This window comes from Allobosea sp. (genome assembly GCF_051860145.1).
In the GTDB taxonomy this organism is placed as follows: domain Bacteria; phylum Pseudomonadota; class Alphaproteobacteria; order Rhizobiales; family Beijerinckiaceae; genus Allobosea.
On sequence record NZ_JBHYEM010000007.1, the window covers coordinates 212,319 to 226,933 of the forward strand.

Sequence of the window (14,615 nt, forward strand, 5' to 3'; positions counted from 1 at the left end):
ACGGCTATGGCGCATGCCTTTGCCCACTACCACCCCGCATGCCCGGCGCCGCCGGGTCCGCGGCCTGTGAGGTTGAGGACGCATGGCCATCGCGTCCCCCGAACAGCGCGCCCGCTTCCTCGCATCCGGCGCCGATGACGATCTGCCGATCATCGACGCCCACCATCATTTCTTCGACCTCGCCCGCAACTATCACCCGTGGCTGAGCGACCGCCCGGTCGATGGCTTCCGCTACGGCGATTATTCGGCGATCCGCCGTGATTTCATGCCGGCGGATTATCGCCGGGTTGCGGCTGGCCACAACGTCGTGGGCAGCGTCCTGATGGAGGGCGAGTGGGACCCGGCCGACCCGGTCGGCGAGATGGCCTGGGCCGGCGAGGTCGCAGCCGCGTCCGGCCTCCCAGATGCGCTGATCGGCCAGATCTGGCTCGATCGCGAGGATGTGGCGGATGTCGTCTCGGCCTATCGCGCGATGCCGCTCGTGCGCAGCGTCCGCCACAAGCCGGTGGCGACCTCGCGTCAGGATCACGATTCCCGCTTCGCGGCGCCGGGCTCGATGCGCGACCCGCGCTGGCGCGACGGCTTCGCGCGCCTCGGGCCGGCAGGGCTGCATTTCGACCTGCAGACGCCCTGGTGGCATCTGGGTGAGGCGGCCGAGCTCGCCCGCGACTTCCCGGCCACGACGATCATCCTCAACCATGCCGGCCTGCCGTCCGACCGCAGCCCGGAGGCGCTGACGGCCTGGCGCGCCGCGCTTGACCGCTTCGCCGCCCTGCCGAATGCGGCCGCCAAGATCTCGGGCATCGGCGTGCCCGGCCAGCCCTGGACGCGCGAACTGCAGCAGCCGGTGATCGACGGAGTCATCGCCGCGTTCGGCGTCGAGCGCTGCGCCTTCGCCAGCAATTTCCCGGTCGACAGCCTGACCGGCTCCTTCGACACGATCTTCAGCGTCTTCAAGGCGGCGACACGCACGCGCTCGCCGCAGGAGCGGCTCGCCCTTTTCCACGACAATGCGGCCCGCTGGTACGGGCCTGCATCCGCTCAGACAGTCCAGAATGGAGAGACCGCGTGAAGCTGAATCGCTTTTGGGGCGCGCTCGCGAGCGCGTTGCTGCTCGGCGCACTGACGACGTCGCCTGCCTCGGCCCAGGTCAAGGCCAAGCTCGGCACCAGCCTGCCCGACACCCATCCGCAGACCATCGGCGCGCGCAAGTTCGCCGAGCTCGTCGGCACCCGGACCGAAGGCCGCGTCACCGTCACGGTCTATTCCAACGCGACCCTGGGCTCCGACGTGCAGATGACCTCGGCGCTGCAGGGCGGCACGCTCGACTTCACCGTGCCCTCGACCGCGACACTGGCCAATCTCGTCAAGGATTTCGGCGTGATCGGCCTGCCCTTCTCCTTCACCAGCGAGAAGCAGGCCGACGCGGTGCTCGACGGGCCCTTCGGCCAGGCCCTGCTCGCCAAGCTGCCGGAGAAGAAGCTGATCGGCCTCGCCTTCTGGGAGAACGGCTTCCGCAACGTGACCAATAGCCGGCGGTCGATCGAGAAGGTCGACGACTTCTCCGGCATCAAGATCCGCACGATGCAGAACAACCTCTATATCGACATGTTCAACGGGCTCGGCTCGAACGCAGTGCCGATGGCGGTCAACGAGCTCTTCACCGCGCTCGAGACCCGCGCCGTCGATGCGCAGGAAAACCCGTTCACGGTGATCCACGCCCAGAAATTCTTCGACGTGCAGAAATACCTGTCGACCACCGGCCATGCCTATGACGCGCTCGTGCTGCTCGCCGGCAAGCCGTTCTGGGACAAGCTGAGCGAGGCCGACCGCGGCGCCATCGAGGCCGCGGCGAAGGAAGCGACGCTGTTCCAGCGCGAGACCAGCCGCCGGCTCAACGGCGACCTCAAGGCCGCGCTCGCCAAGGAAGGCATGCAGATCACCGAGGTCACGCCCGAACAGCGCGGCCTGATGCGCGAGAAGCTCAAGCCGGTGATCAACAAGTACGCCGCGCAGTTCGGCGACGAGCTCGTCTCGTCCTTCTACGGCGCGATCGCCAAGGCCAATTCCGGCAACTGAGCCGGATCTTCCAAAGGCACCGGCGGCGAAGCCCGCCGGCCTCGAAAGGACATCGCCCATGACCGTGCAGGCCTGGCTGCTCCGTGCCGTCGAAAACCTCCTGATCGCCGGCTTCGTCGTGATGATCGCCATGGTCTTCGGCAATGTCGTGCTGCGCTACGGCTTCAATTCCGGGATCACGGTCTCGGAGGAAGCCTCGCGCATGATCTTCGTCTGGCTCACCTTCGGCGGCGCCTTCCTGGTCGCCAAGGATGGCGGCCATCTCGGCATGACGACGGTCGTCACCATGCTCGGCCGCAACGGCCGCTGGTGGTGCCGCCTCGCGGCCGAGGGGCTGTCCTTGCTCTGCATGGTGCTGGTGGTGATCGGCTGCTGGAAGCAGAGCGTCATCAACATCGACAATATCGCACCGGTCACCGGCATCCCGATGGCGATCACCTATATCGCCGGGCTGGTCTGCGGCACCGGCATCGCCGCCCTGAACCTGATCTCGCTCGCCAAGCTCCTGACCGGCCGGATTCCCGACAACGAGCTGATCATCGGCACGGAATCGGAGGAGCTTGCCGCTTTCGAGGCGAAGCAGGCAGAGGAGCGCCGCTCGTGACCGTTCTCGTCTTCCTCGGCTCGCTGCTCGGCGCGATGGCGCTGGGCGTCCCGATCGCGATCGCTCTGCTCGTCTGCGGCGTCGCGCTGATGATCGAGCTCGACACCTTCGACGCCCAGATCCTCGCCCAGAACCTCGTCAACGGCGCCGACAGCTTCCCGCTGATGGCGGTGCCCTTCTTCATGCTCGCCGGCGAGCTGATGAATACCGGCGGCCTGTCGAAGCGCATCATCGGGCTCGCCATGACGCTGGTCGGCCATGTCCGCGGCGGGCTCGGCTATGTCGCGGTCATCGCGGCGCTGGTCATGGCGAGCATCTCCGGCTCGGCCGTCGCCGACACTGCGGCGCTGGCTGCGATCCTGCTCCCGATGATGCGCCAAGCCGGCTACCGGCTCGACCGCTGCTGCGGGCTGATCGCCGGCGGCGGCATCATCGCCCCCGTGATCCCGCCCTCGATCGGCTTCGTCGTCTTCGGCGTCGCCGCCGGCGTCTCGATCACGCGCCTGTTCCTCGCCGGCATCGTGCCCGGCCTGCTGATGGGCCTTGCCCTGGTCGCGACCTGGTATTTCCTGGCCAAGGAGGAACCGGTCGCCCGCACGCAGCGCGCCAGCCTGCGCGAGATCGGCAAGACCGCGCTCGACGGCATCTGGGCGCTCGGCCTGCCCTTCATCATCATCGGCGGCATGAAGGCCGGCGCCTTCACGCCGACCGAAGCGGCGGTCGTCGCTGCCGTCTATGCCGCGCTGGTCGGCGGCTTCATCTATCGCGAGCTGAAGCTCGAGCATTTGCGCCCGGCCATGCTCGCCGCGCTCAAGACTTCGGCTGCGGTGATGTTCCTGGTCGCGGCCGCGCTGGTCTCGGCTTGGCTGATCACCATCGCCGACATCCCGGGCGAGGTCTCGCGCCTGCTCGGCCCGCTGATCGACAACAAGACCATGCTGATGCTCGCGATGATGCTGCTGGTCGTCGTCGTCGGCACCGCGCTCGACTTCATCCCGACGGTGCTGATCCTGACGCCGGTGCTGATGCCGATCGTCAAGCAGGCCGGTATCGACCCGGTCTATTTCGGCGTGATGTTCATCATCAACAACGCCATCGGCCTGCTGACGCCGCCGGTCGGCACCGTGCTGAACGTCGTCTGCGCGGTCGGCAACGTCTCGATGGACAAGGTCATTCGCGGCGTGATGCCGTTCCTGTTCGCCCAGCTCGCCGTGCTGGCGCTGCTGATCTTCGTGCCGGAGATCGTCACCATCCCCGCAAAGTTTTTCTACGGGCGCTGATCGGCGCCAGCCAAGCAAGAAACCGAAAGCAAGAGGAGGACTTGATCATGACGCTCACTCGCAGAACCGCCCTGAAGGGCGCCGGCGCCGGTATCGCGCTGTTCTCGATCGGCAATTCCGCCTTCGCCCAGGCGACGCGCCTGCGCTTCGCCCACCCGCACCCTGAATCCGACAGCTGGCACAAGGCGGCGCTGCTCTTCGCCGAACGCGTCAAGAAGGAGAGCGAGGGCCGCTTCGAGGTCCAGGTCTTCCCGAACGGCTCGCTCGGCTCCGATGCGCAGACGATCAGCGCGGTGCGCGGCGGCTCGCTCGATCTCTGCCTGACCGGCAACCCCTTCTTCACGGGGCTCGCGCCGAAGCTCAACGTGCTCGACCTGCCCTTCCTGATCCAGAGCCGCAAGCATGCGGCGGTCGTGATGGACGGGCCGATCGGCGACGGCCTGCGCCGCGAGCTCGAGGGCTCCAACCTGAAGGCGCTCGCGACCTGGGAGATCGGCTGGCGCAACCTCACCAACAACCGCCGCCCGGTGGCGACCGCCGCCGACATCAAGGGGCTGAAGATCCGCACCACCCCGAACCCGGCCCATATCCGCGCCTTCCAGCTGCTCGGCGCCGTACCGACGCCGATGGCCTTCACCGAGCTTTTCACCGCGCTCGAGACCGGCACGGTCGACGGCCAGGAGAACCCGGTGACGCTGATCCTCAACGCCAAGTTCTTCGAGGTGCAGAAGCATCTCTCGCTGACACGCCACGCCTTCACCACCGGCCCGGTGGTGATGAACAAGCAGAAATTCGACGCCTATCCGGCCGAGATCCAGAAGCTGCTTGCGACCATCGCGGTCGAGCTCGCCGCGACCCAGCGCCAGATGAACGAGGACACCGAGGGCTCGAGCCTGGCCGAGCTGAAGAAGTCCGGCATGCAGGCCGTCGAGGCGCCCGATCGCGACTCCTTCGCCAAGCTCGTCACCGCCGAGGTCGAGAAGGATTTTGTCGGCAAGCATGGCAGCGAGACGCTCGACGCGATCAAGAAGGCCGCCGTCTGACCCCTCTCATGCCGCTGCTCTACGGGGCAGCGGCAACCAGCTTGCCCAGGAAATCCACGAAGCGGCTCGTCCGGACAGCCTTTTTGCCGCTCTTCAGGTCGACGGTCTGGACGACGACGAGCCGCTTCGAGGGCATCACGGCAATGGCCTGCCCACCATATCCGGAGGCCATCGCAGCCCGCGGGCCGAACTGATCTGCCCGAAGCGTCCACCAGAGATAGCCATAGCCACGGTCCGAGCGATCGGTCGCCGAATAGGGCGTCATCGAATCCGCGACCCAGCCCTCGGGCACGATCTGCCTGCCTTGCCAGCGTCCGCCATTGGCCATCAGCAGGCCGAACCGGGCCGCATCACGCGCGCTCAGGCTGAACGGATAGGCCGGATGCATCGAGCTCGGCTCGCTGACATAGCGCCCGTCGCGAGCCGAAAAATCCTCCATGCCGACGGGTTCGCCGATCCGGCGCGCGAAGCTTTCGAAGATGTCTTTGCCGGTCGCCCGCCGGTAGATCGTGCCGAGCGCGTTGAAGTCCCAGTTGTTGTAGAACCAGAAGCTTCCAGGCGCGTGGCTGGCGCGCTCGGGCCTGCTCCAGCGCATGGCGCCGGTCTCGTAAGCCGACGGGTGATAGACGCCGGAGCGCGCCATCAGAAGGTCGCGCACCGTCGCCTGCTTTTCGACAGCTGAGAGACCGGGCGGCTTGTCGTCTATCCCCAACGCGGCGAGCGTGCTGCCGAGGGCGATCTGCTTCTCGGCGACGGCGATCCCGAAGAGCGCGCCGAGCAGGCTTTTGCGGACCGAGGCGAGATTGACCTTGCGGCCGACATCCCCGTGAGCGGCAACGATGCGCCCGTCCTGGACGATCATCAGCGCGGTGGGGTTTTGAGCCTTGAAGTAATCCTCGCCGAGCGTCAGCGCAGCCGAGCCCCAGCCGGCTGTGGCGGGCGATGCGCTTTGCCAGGATTTGCCCGGCTCGGCCTGAGCATTTGCCGACAGGACGATCGCCAGGACGGGCGCCAGCACCAGCTTGAGCGCAGATTGCATGGCGATCTCCAGCCGATTCGCCCCATCGCATGGATGATAGGCTCAGGACCGGTTTGGCCGCCATGCCGCAGACGCCTGCTTGCCTCCATGCTTGCGGGGTAGGCGCGGAAGATGAGCCTGCAGCACGGGCGCTCGTGCGCGCTCACCCCCGCCTGTTCCCTCACACCGCCCCGTGCGCCTCGACATAGAGCGCATAGAGCGAGTGCGAGCTCGCCATGTAGAGTCGGTTGCCCTTCGGTCCGCCGAAGCAGAGATTGGCGCAGCGTTCGGGCAGGCGGATGAAGGCGAGCGGCTTGCCGGCCGGACTGAACACCATCACGCCGTCGAGATCCTCGGGCTTGCCCCTCAGGCCGAAGACCTTGCGCCCGCCCGCCTCGGTGGCCTCGGCGTTGAGCGCGCCGTTGCTGCCATAGCCGCACCAGAGATTGCCGTCGCGATCGACCTTGAAGCCGTCGAGCGCGCCGAAATCGGCGGCATCGACCACCTTGGTCTTGTTCGACGCCGCGCCCTGCGCATCGATGTCGAAGCTCCAGATGCTGCGATTGGGCGTGCCGCGCCATTCGACGACATAGAGCTTCTTTTCGTCGGGCGAGAAAGCCAGCCCGTTCGGGTTCACCAGGTCGGTGACGACCGCGGTGAGCTTTCCGTCCTTGCCGATGCGATAGACATTGGTAGTCGCCTGCTCCGGCTTGGCGCGCGAGCCTTCCCATTCGCCGCTGATGCCGAAGAGCGGGTCGGTGAACCAGATCGTGTCATCGGACCTGACCACGACATCGTTGGGCGCGTTCAGGCGCTTGCCGTCATATTTGTCAGCCAGCACCGTGATCTTACCGCTCTTCTCCGTCCGCGTGACGCGGCGCATGACCGAATGCTCGCAGGTGATCAGGCGGCCCTGCCGGTCGCGCGTGTTGCCGTTGGCGAAGTTCGCGTTCTCGCGGAAGACGGTGAAGCTGTTCTTCACCTCGTCATATTTCATGATGCGGTTGTTCGGGATGTCGCTCAGCAGCACATAGCGGCCGTCGGGAAAATACACCGGTCCCTCGGCCCAGCGCATGCCGGTCGCGAGCTGCTCGACGCTGCTCGAATAGATCCGGTATTTCGCAAAGCCCGGATCGAGGATCTCGACCGCGGGATCGGGATAGCGCTGGTTCGGCTTGAACGGGAAAGCCTGCGCGAGAGCCGACCCGGCCAGCGCGGATGCTGCCGCGGCCAGGCCGCCTCCGAGCAGATGACGACGAGACGTGTCCATTCTTGTTTCCTCCCCAGGATCTTGTCGTTGCGGTGATCGCTGCCGGCACCATCTCCCGCGGCGCCGGAAGCCTTGTTCAGGACCAGCCCGGCCGCCATTTGGCGAAGGCCGCCTTGGTCGCCTCGTTCGCCGGATAGAGCCCGAAAATGCCGTCGCCGGCGCGCACGCGCTCCTCGACATAGTCCTCATAGGCGGTCTGCTCGTAGGCCTCCTCGGCCACCTCGTTGGCGAGATGGGCCGGGATGACGCAGACCCCTTCGCCATCGCCGACGACGATGTCGCCCGGGAAGACCGGCACGTCGCCGCAGCCGATCGGCACGTTGATTTCGGCGGCGTGGTGCCGGATCAGGTTGGTCGGCGCGCTCGGGCGGTTGTGATAGGCCGGGAACGGCATCGCCGCGATCTCGGGCGAATCCCTGAAGCCGCCATCGCTGACGACGCCGGCGACGCCGCGCTGCATCAGCCGCGAGATCAGGATGCCGCCGGCCGAGGCGGCGCGGGCATCCTTGCGGCTGTCGATCACCATGACATGGCCGGGCGGGCAGGCCTCGATCGCCTTGCGCTGCGGGTGCTCGACATCGCCGAAGACGCCGAGATGGTCGAGATCCTCGCGCGCCGGGATGTAGCGCAGCGTATAGGCCTCGCCGACCATGCGCGGAGCCGCCGGGTTCAGCGGCCTGACATCCTGGATGAAGACGTTCCGAAAGCCACGCTTGAACAGCGCGGTGGTCAAGGTGGCGCTGGACACGCGCGCCAGCTTCTTGCGGTTCTCGGGCGTCAGTGCGGTCGATGTCATGGCTCTGAAAATCCTGGCTGTCGGAGGAAAAGAAGCTCAGCCCTCATCCTGAGGAGTGGCCGTAAGGCCGCGTCTCGAAGGATGCTCCAGTCGTCATCGGAGCCTTCTGGAGCATCCTTCGAGACGCCGCTTCGCGGCTCCTCAGGATGAGGGCTCGCGAAGCGGCGGTCGAGCTAGCCCTCACTCGATCTTGACGCCGGCCTTCTGTGCGACCTCGCCCCAGCGCTTGGTCTCGGCCGCGATATGGGCCTTGAACTGCTCGCTCGTCGAACCGACCGGATCGACCCCGAGCTTCCTGAGCTGCTCGATCACCGCCGGCTCGCGCAGGATCTCCTGGGTCTCCTTCGAGAGCCGCGCGACGATCTCCTGCGGCACGCCCGAGGGCGCGAAGAAGCCGTGCCAGGAGCTGGCGTCGTAGCCGGGGATGAATTCCGAGAGCGCCGGCATGTCCTTGGCGATGGCGAGCCGCTGCGGCGTCGCCGTGGCGAGCGCCCGGATCTTGCCCGCCTCGACATGCGGCCAGGCGATGGTGATGTTGTCGAAGGTGAGCTGGATCTGGCCCGAGAGCAGGTCCTGCGTCACCTGCCCGCTCGAGCGGTAGGGCACATGCGCCATGTCGGTCCCGGTCGAGACCTTGAACAGCTCCGCCGCCATATGGGTCGAGGTGCCGGCGCCCGACGAGCCGAACGAATATTTGCCCGGGTTCTTCTTCAGCAATTCGATCAGCTCCGGCACCGTCTTGGCCGGCAGGTCGACATTCACCATCAGCAGGTTGGGCACGCTCGCGACCTGCGAGATCGGCGCGAAATCCTTGATGTGGTCGTAGGGCATCTTGGCGTAGACGCCGGGGTTGATCGCATGGGTCGAGACCGTGCCCATGGTCAGCATGTAGCCATCGGCAGGCGCGCGGGCGACGGCGGCGACGCCGGTATTGCCGCCCGCTCCCGGCCGGTTCTCGACGATGAAGCGACCGTTCATGCGTGCACCGAGCCGCTCGGCCAGGATGCGCCCGAGCAGGTCGGTCGTGCCGCCGGCGGCGAAGGGCACCACGATGGTGACCACCTTCGACGGATAATCCGACTGCGCCAGGGCAGCCGGGGCAATCATCAGGCTTGCGGCGGCCAGCACCGCGCGGCGCGTCATTCTCATCAGGTTCATCCTCCCAAGCTGCAGACCGGCTCAGCGGCCGGCTCGGCCCGTTCCGGGCTCGTGGCAGAGGACATAGCACAGGATTCCAGATTTGAAATCTGAAATTTCAGACTTGCCCGGGCTTGATGTTTGTGATGATTGGTGCGGCGATGCAGCGCGAACGCGGAAGGAACGGTAGTCGGGCCTTTCGCACCAGCGCATGCCGGGACCGTGATGACTGAAACCACAACGATCGAGCCTGTCGCCCCCCATCTGCTCCGCAGCCTGCGCGAGCATGTGCATGAGCGCCTGCGCCGCGCCATCGTCGCCGGCCGCTTCCAGAACGGCGAAAGGCTGAACGAGCGCAACCTGGCCGAGACGCTCGGCGTCAGCACGACGCCGGTCAAGGATGCGATCCGCAAGCTGGAAAGCGAAGGTCTCGTCCGGACCGAGGCGCGACGCGGCGTCTTCGTGCTGTTCTCGGCGCGGCAGGCGCTGGAAATGGCGCTGGGCCGGGCCGCGATCGAGAGCGTCATGGCCCATATCGCCGCCAACCGGATCAGCGATGCCGAGATCGCCGAGATGTCGCGCCTGATCGAGGACATGGCGCATGCCACCGAGCACAGCGAACTCGAGGACCTGGTCAATCTCAACGAGGCCTATCACGGCGCGATCCACCGGATTTCGGGCTGCGCCTATCTCGAGCGCCGGCTCGACGGGCAGCGCATGTACGATCACGCCCAGCGCATCGCGCTCCTGGGCGAACCGGCCGAGCGACGGCAGGGCTTCGTCGAGCATCAGGGAATTTTCGAGGCGCTTGCCGAACGCAAGCCCAAGCTCGCGGAACAGAGGATGAGGAGCCACATCGTGCGCTCGGCCAAGAGCCATGTGCGCCAGGTGTTCGGCTCGGATGCGGAGGGACTGGCCTATGACGAATGACCGCTTGCGCCAGGATGCGGTGCGCAAAGCCCTGCGCGGCATTTCCGGGGTGCATGTCACCGCCTGGGCCGGCGACGGCGAGGCTGACTGGAAGACCACCGGCGCGATCGTGCGCCGCATCACTGATGCCGGCATCCACAACATCGTCTCGGCCGGGAATACCGGCGAGTTCTACCCGATGACGACCGACGAAGTGGTGCGCAGCCACGCCGTCGCGGCAGAGGCCGCGGCCGGCAAGGCGCTGGTCACCGCCGGCATCGGCCGCTCGCTGCGCGAGGCGATCGCGACCGGCAGGCTCGCCGCCAAGGCCGGCTGCGACGCGGCGATGGTGCATCACCCGCTCGACCCCTTCGCCGCGCCGCAATCGCAGGCGGACTACATCATCGCCATCGCCGATACGCTGAGCGTGCCGGTTGTCGCCTATATCCGCTCCGACGCCATCGGCGTGAAGGACCTCGCCCGCGTCGCCACTCACGCCAATGTCGCCGGCGTCAAGTTCGCCTCGACCAACGTGATGCTGCTGGCCGAATGCGTGCGGGCCACCGAAGGCACCAGCGCGAACTGGATCTGCGGCCTCGCCGAGGGCTGGGCCGCGCCTTTCCACGCGCTCGGCGCCCGCGGCTTCACCTCCGGCCTCGTCAATGTCGCGCCCGAGCGTTCGCTCGCGATCTGGCAGGCGCTGGAAGCCAACGACTATGACCGCGCCCGCGCCCTGGTCAGCGAGATCGCCGGTTTCGAGACGATGCGGACCAAATACGGCAACGGCGCCAATGTCACGGTGGTCAAGGAGGCGCTCGGCCTGCTCGGGACGGATGTCGGGCCGGTGCGCCTGCCTGGCCTGCCCGAACTGAACGAGAGCGAGCGCGCCGAACTACGCAAGATCGTCGGGAGCTGGGGCTCGCAGCGGGCAGCGGCGGAGTAGGCGAGCGTCATTCTCGGGCGGAGCATAGCGAAGACCCGAGAATCTTAGGACAAGAAGGCACTGGTTTCCGAGATGGTCGGGTCAAGCCCGACCATGACGCTGCCCCCGCCCATCTGCCAAGTTAGAACACCAAGAATTCGAGGAAACACCCAATGACCACCCCTCCCCGCAAGACGCCCGAGACGCTGCGCAGCCGGCGCTGGTTCGGGGCGAGCGACCTGCGCTCCTTCGGTCATCGCTCGCGGGCGCTGCAGATGGGGCTCAACCATGACGAGTTCATGGGCAAGCCGGTGATCGGCATCCTCAACACCTGGTCCGAGATCAACCCCTGCCACACCCATCTGCGCGACCGCGCCGAGGCGGTGAAGCGCGCGGTCTGGGCGGCCGGCGGCTTTCCGGTCGAGATCCCGGTGATGTCGGCCTCGGAACAGTACCAGAAGCCGACGACGATGCTCTATCGCAACTTCCTGGCGATGGAGGCGGAGGAATCGATCCGCTCCCACCCGCTCGACGGCGCGGTGCTGCTCGGCGGCTGCGACAAGTCCACGCCCGCGCTCGTGATGGGCGCGACCAGCGCCGGCCTGCCCTTCATCTTCGTGCCGGCCGGCCCGATGCTGCGCGGCAACTGGGCCGGCAAGGTGCTGGGCTCCGGCGCCGACGTCTGGAAATACTGGGCCGAGAAGGAGGCCGGCAACATCACCGACGGGCAGTGGCGCGAGATGGAGAGCGGCATCGCCCGCTCGCATGGCACCTGCATGGTGATGGGCACCGCCGCGACGATGATGAGCCATGCCGAGGTGCTCGGCCTCACCTTGCCCGGCGCCTCCGCCATCCCGGCCGCCGACGCCGGCCATCCGCGCATGGCCGCGGCCGCCGGCAAGCGCATCGTCGAGATGGTCTGGGAAGACCTGACGCCCGACCGGATCCTGACCCGCAAGAGTTTCGAGAACGCCCTCACCGTCCACATGGCGGTCGCGGGCTCGACCAACGCGATCATCCACCTGATCGCCATGGCCGGGCGCGCCGGCGTGCCGCTGACGCCGGATGATTTCGACGCCTTCTCGCGCAAGGTGCCGGTGATCGCCAACCTGCGCCCCTCGGGCGAATTCCTGATGGAGGACTTCTTTTATGCCGGCGGCCTGCCAGCGCTGCTGAAGCAGCTCGAAAGCAAGCTCCACACCGACGCCATGACCGTGACCGGCAAGCCGCTCGCCGAGACGATCGCGCTCGCCACGGTCTATGACGACAACGTCATCCGCCCACTCGACAAGGCGGTCTCGACGGCGAACGGGCTCGCGGTGCTCAAGGGCAACCTCGCGCCGGATGGCTGCGTCATCAAGCCCTCGGCCGCTGAGCCGCGGCTGCTGAAGCATCGCGGCCCGGCGCTGGTCTTCGAGGATTACGACGCGATGATGCGCGCCGTGAACGACGAGGACCTCGACGTCACGCCCGACCATGTCATGGTGCTGAAGAATTGCGGCCCGGTCGGCGGGCCCGGCATGCCCGAATGGGGCATGCTGCCGATCCCCAAGAAGCTGCTCAAGCAGGGGGTGCGCGACATGCTGCGCATTTCCGACGCCCGCATGTCCGGCACGAGCTACGGCGCCTGCGTGCTGCATGTCTCGCCCGAGGCCTATATCAAGGGGCCGCTCGCCGCGATCCGGACCGGTGACATCATCGCCGTCGATGTCGAGGCGCGCAGCATCTCGGTCGAGCTCACGGATGCCGAGATCGCCGAGCGCCTCGCCGGATGGTCGCCGCCGAACCGCGACTATGCCCGCGGCTACGGCAAGATGTCGGCGGCCCATATCCGCCAAGCCGACAAGGGCTGCGATTTCGACTATCTCGAAGGCACGGAGCGCATCGCCGAGCCGGAGATCCACTGACCTCGGCCGCCACCCTCCGGTCACCGCCACGGCGGGCGCGGTCCGCGCATGTTGACGCTCTTTGGGAACTCTGGAACAAGCTGGCGCGCCAACGGCCCCGACAATTCTGCGGCGGATCGCAAGGTTAGGATTGCCCATGAATTCGCCGGCCGCGCAACGATTTACGGATCGCGTCCGCGATCGTTCGATCGTGGTCGGCATCGTCGGGCTCGGCTATGTCGGCATCCCGCTCGCCCTGATGATCCTGCGCCAGGGCATCCGCGTCATCGGCTTCGACATCGACGAAAAGCGCGTCGACGAGCTGAATGCCGGACAGTGCGTGATCAAGCATATCCCGACCGCCCCGATCGTCGAGGGCGTGCGCAGCGGGCAGTTCCAGGCGACCAGCGATTTCGACCGCCTGTCGGAGCCCGACGCGCTGCTGATCGCCGTGCCCACCCCGCTGACCAGGCATCGCGAGCCCGACCTGTCCTTCGTCGTCAGGACGACGGAGGCGATCGGCAAGTGCCTGCGCAAGGACCAGCTCATCGTCCTCGAATCGACCACCTATCCCGGCACGACCGACGATGTCCTGCGCCCACTCCTGGAGAAGGCCAGCGGCCTGAAAAGCGGCGAGGACTTCTTCCTCGCCTTCTCGCCGGAGCGCGAGGACCCCGGCAATCTCGACTTCAACACCGCGACCATTCCCAAGGTCATCGGCGGTGACGGCGCAGACGCGCTCGCCATGGCCGATGCTCTCTACGGCGCCTTCGTGACCAGGACCGTGCCGGTCTCCTCCACCGCCACCGCCGAGGCCGTGAAGCTCAGCGAGAACATCTTCCGGGCGGTCAATATCGCACTCGCCAACGAGCTCAAGCAGGTCTACGCGGCGATGGGCATCGACGTCTGGGAGGTCATCGAGGCGGCCAAGACCAAGCCCTTCGGCTTCATGCCCTTCTATCCGGGCCCCGGCCTGGGCGGACACTGCATCCCGATCGACCCCTTCTACCTGACCTGGAAGGCGCGGGAATACGACATCACCCCGCGCTTCATCGAATTGGCCGGGCAGATCAACACCGGCATGCCCTATCTCGTCGTCGACCGGCTGGCCGAGCTGGTCGACATCCGGCTGCGCAAGAATTTCAGCGGCGCCCGGATCCTGCTGCTCGGCGTCGCCTACAAGAAGAACATCGAGGACACCCGCGAGAGCCCGGCCCTCAAGCTGATCGAGCTCATCCAGAAGCGGGGCGCTGAGGTCGAGTATCACGACCCGCATGTCCCGGTGATTCGGCCGACGCGCGAGCACCCGGAATTGACCGGCCGCGAAAGCGTGCCCCTGACGCAGGAGGCGCTGTCAGGTTTCGACGCCGTCCTGATCGCGACCGATCACGACGATGTCGACTACGACCTCGTCGTTCGCCATTCCAGGCTGGTCGTCGATACCCGCAATGTCTGTGCCCGCCGCAAAGTCTCGGCGGATCACGTTTTCAAGGCCTGATCGACATCTCGAAGCCGGGCCGCTCCGCCGAGCGACCCGACAAGGCAAGGAGCAAGGAGAGCCCGCGCGGGCAGGAGGACAGCAAGGAGATTTCCGCCGGCCGGCCCTCGTTCCCAACCCCCGCCTTTCATGGTACCGCACTTGCGAAATCCGCTCGGCAATGCTTTTACGCT

Annotated in this window: 13 protein-coding genes; 9 read left to right on the forward strand and 4 right to left on the reverse strand. The window is 66.8% G+C overall.

Annotated elements, in window-relative coordinates:
* Nucleotides 1-82: 82 nt before the first annotated feature.
* The 5 genes from ACTIF2_RS14665 to ACTIF2_RS14685 are packed head-to-tail and all read left to right on the forward strand — an operon-like array spanning nt 83 to nt 5,006.
* Nucleotides 83-1,072 carry an amidohydrolase family protein gene (locus ACTIF2_RS14665; protein ID WP_439497821.1) on the forward strand — a complete coding sequence of 330 codons (990 nt, stop codon included), beginning with the start codon at nt 83-85 and terminating at the stop codon, nt 1,070-1,072.
* Nucleotides 1,069-2,079: a TRAP transporter substrate-binding protein gene (locus tag ACTIF2_RS14670; RefSeq protein WP_439497822.1), complete on the forward strand. Its 1,011-nt coding sequence runs from the start codon at nt 1,069-1,071 to the stop codon at nt 2,077-2,079. The genes ACTIF2_RS14665 and ACTIF2_RS14670 overlap by 4 nt, the downstream gene beginning before the upstream one ends.
* A 58-nt stretch (nt 2,080-2,137) precedes the next feature.
* The gene (locus ACTIF2_RS14675) at nt 2,138-2,683 is read left to right on the forward strand and encodes a TRAP transporter small permease (protein ID WP_439497823.1); all 546 of its coding nucleotides are present in this window, start codon (nt 2,138-2,140) and stop codon (nt 2,681-2,683) included.
* Entirely contained in the window at nt 2,680-3,963 is a 1,284-nt protein-coding gene (locus ACTIF2_RS14680) for a TRAP transporter large permease subunit (RefSeq protein ID WP_439497824.1), read from the forward strand. The genes ACTIF2_RS14675 and ACTIF2_RS14680 overlap by 4 nt, the downstream gene beginning before the upstream one ends.
* 47 nt (nt 3,964-4,010) lie before the next feature.
* Nucleotides 4,011-5,006 carry a TRAP transporter substrate-binding protein gene (locus ACTIF2_RS14685; protein WP_439497825.1) on the forward strand — a complete coding sequence of 332 codons (996 nt, stop codon included), beginning with the start codon at nt 4,011-4,013 and terminating at the stop codon, nt 5,004-5,006.
* Between the two features lie 19 nt (nt 5,007-5,025).
* Here ACTIF2_RS14685 and ACTIF2_RS14690 read toward each other — a convergent pair whose 3' ends face one another.
* From ACTIF2_RS14690 to ACTIF2_RS14705, 4 genes are all read right to left on the reverse strand, one after another.
* Nucleotides 5,026-6,045, reverse strand: coding sequence for a serine hydrolase domain-containing protein (locus ACTIF2_RS14690; RefSeq protein WP_439497826.1), 1,020 nt, complete (start codon nt 6,043-6,045; stop codon nt 5,026-5,028).
* A 160-nt stretch (nt 6,046-6,205) separates the two neighbouring features.
* Nucleotides 6,206-7,294 carry an SMP-30/gluconolactonase/LRE family protein gene (locus ACTIF2_RS14695; protein ID WP_439497827.1) on the reverse strand — a complete coding sequence of 363 codons (1,089 nt, stop codon included), beginning with the start codon at nt 7,292-7,294 and terminating at the stop codon, nt 6,206-6,208.
* Between the two features lie 76 nt (nt 7,295-7,370).
* Nucleotides 7,371-8,090: a ribonuclease activity regulator RraA gene (locus tag ACTIF2_RS14700; RefSeq protein WP_439497828.1), complete on the reverse strand. Its 720-nt coding sequence runs from the start codon at nt 8,088-8,090 to the stop codon at nt 7,371-7,373.
* A gap of 180 nt (nt 8,091-8,270) precedes the next feature.
* A complete protein-coding gene (locus ACTIF2_RS14705) occupies nt 8,271-9,239 on the reverse strand; it encodes a Bug family tripartite tricarboxylate transporter substrate binding protein (RefSeq protein WP_439497829.1) in 969 nt (322 codons plus the stop codon).
* Between the two features lie 213 nt (nt 9,240-9,452).
* Here ACTIF2_RS14705 and ACTIF2_RS14710 point away from each other — a divergent pair, with 213 nt between their 5' ends.
* The 4 genes from ACTIF2_RS14710 (at nt 9,453) to ACTIF2_RS14725 (ending at nt 14,442) form a co-directional block, all read left to right on the forward strand.
* On the forward strand, nt 9,453-10,157 hold the full coding sequence (locus ACTIF2_RS14710) for a GntR family transcriptional regulator (protein ID WP_439497830.1): 705 nt from the start codon (nt 9,453-9,455) through the stop codon (nt 10,155-10,157).
* Nucleotides 10,147-11,079, forward strand: a complete 933-nt coding sequence (locus ACTIF2_RS14715) for a dihydrodipicolinate synthase family protein (protein WP_439497831.1) — start codon at nt 10,147-10,149, stop codon at nt 11,077-11,079. The genes ACTIF2_RS14710 and ACTIF2_RS14715 overlap by 11 nt, the downstream gene beginning before the upstream one ends.
* Before the next feature lie 152 nt (nt 11,080-11,231).
* On the forward strand, nt 11,232-12,965 hold the full coding sequence (gene araD / locus ACTIF2_RS14720) for an L-arabinonate dehydratase (protein WP_439497832.1): 1,734 nt from the start codon (nt 11,232-11,234) through the stop codon (nt 12,963-12,965).
* Between the two features lie 136 nt (nt 12,966-13,101).
* On the forward strand, nt 13,102-14,442 hold the full coding sequence (locus tag ACTIF2_RS14725; protein ID WP_439497833.1) for a nucleotide sugar dehydrogenase: 1,341 nt from the start codon (nt 13,102-13,104) through the stop codon (nt 14,440-14,442).
* The last annotated feature ends 173 nt before the right edge of the window (nt 14,443-14,615 follow it).

Bases quoted from the DNA above. Each gene is read 5' to 3' on its own strand.
- araD (WP_439497832.1), top strand. From the start codon at position 11,232: ATGACCACCCCTCCCCGCAAGACGCCCGAGACGCTGCGCAGCCGGCGC.
- ACTIF2_RS14725 (WP_439497833.1), top strand. From the start codon at position 13,102: ATGAATTCGCCGGCCGCGCAACGATTTACGGATCGCGTCCGCGATCGT.
- ACTIF2_RS14710 (WP_439497830.1), top strand. From the start codon at position 9,453: ATGACTGAAACCACAACGATCGAGCCTGTCGCCCCCCATCTGCTCCGC.
- ACTIF2_RS14705 (WP_439497829.1), bottom strand. From the start codon at position 9,239: ATGAGAATGACGCGCCGCGCGGTGCTGGCCGCCGCAAGCCTGATGATT.
- ACTIF2_RS14685 (WP_439497825.1), top strand. From the start codon at position 4,011: ATGACGCTCACTCGCAGAACCGCCCTGAAGGGCGCCGGCGCCGGTATC.
- ACTIF2_RS14695 (WP_439497827.1), bottom strand. From the start codon at position 7,294: ATGGACACGTCTCGTCGTCATCTGCTCGGAGGCGGCCTGGCCGCGGCA.
- ACTIF2_RS14715 (WP_439497831.1), top strand. From the start codon at position 10,147: ATGACGAATGACCGCTTGCGCCAGGATGCGGTGCGCAAAGCCCTGCGC.
- ACTIF2_RS14675 (WP_439497823.1), top strand. From the start codon at position 2,138: ATGACCGTGCAGGCCTGGCTGCTCCGTGCCGTCGAAAACCTCCTGATC.
- ACTIF2_RS14690 (WP_439497826.1), bottom strand. From the start codon at position 6,045: ATGCAATCTGCGCTCAAGCTGGTGCTGGCGCCCGTCCTGGCGATCGTC.
- ACTIF2_RS14700 (WP_439497828.1), bottom strand. From the start codon at position 8,090: ATGACATCGACCGCACTGACGCCCGAGAACCGCAAGAAGCTGGCGCGC.
- ACTIF2_RS14665 (WP_439497821.1), top strand. From the start codon at position 83: ATGGCCATCGCGTCCCCCGAACAGCGCGCCCGCTTCCTCGCATCCGGC.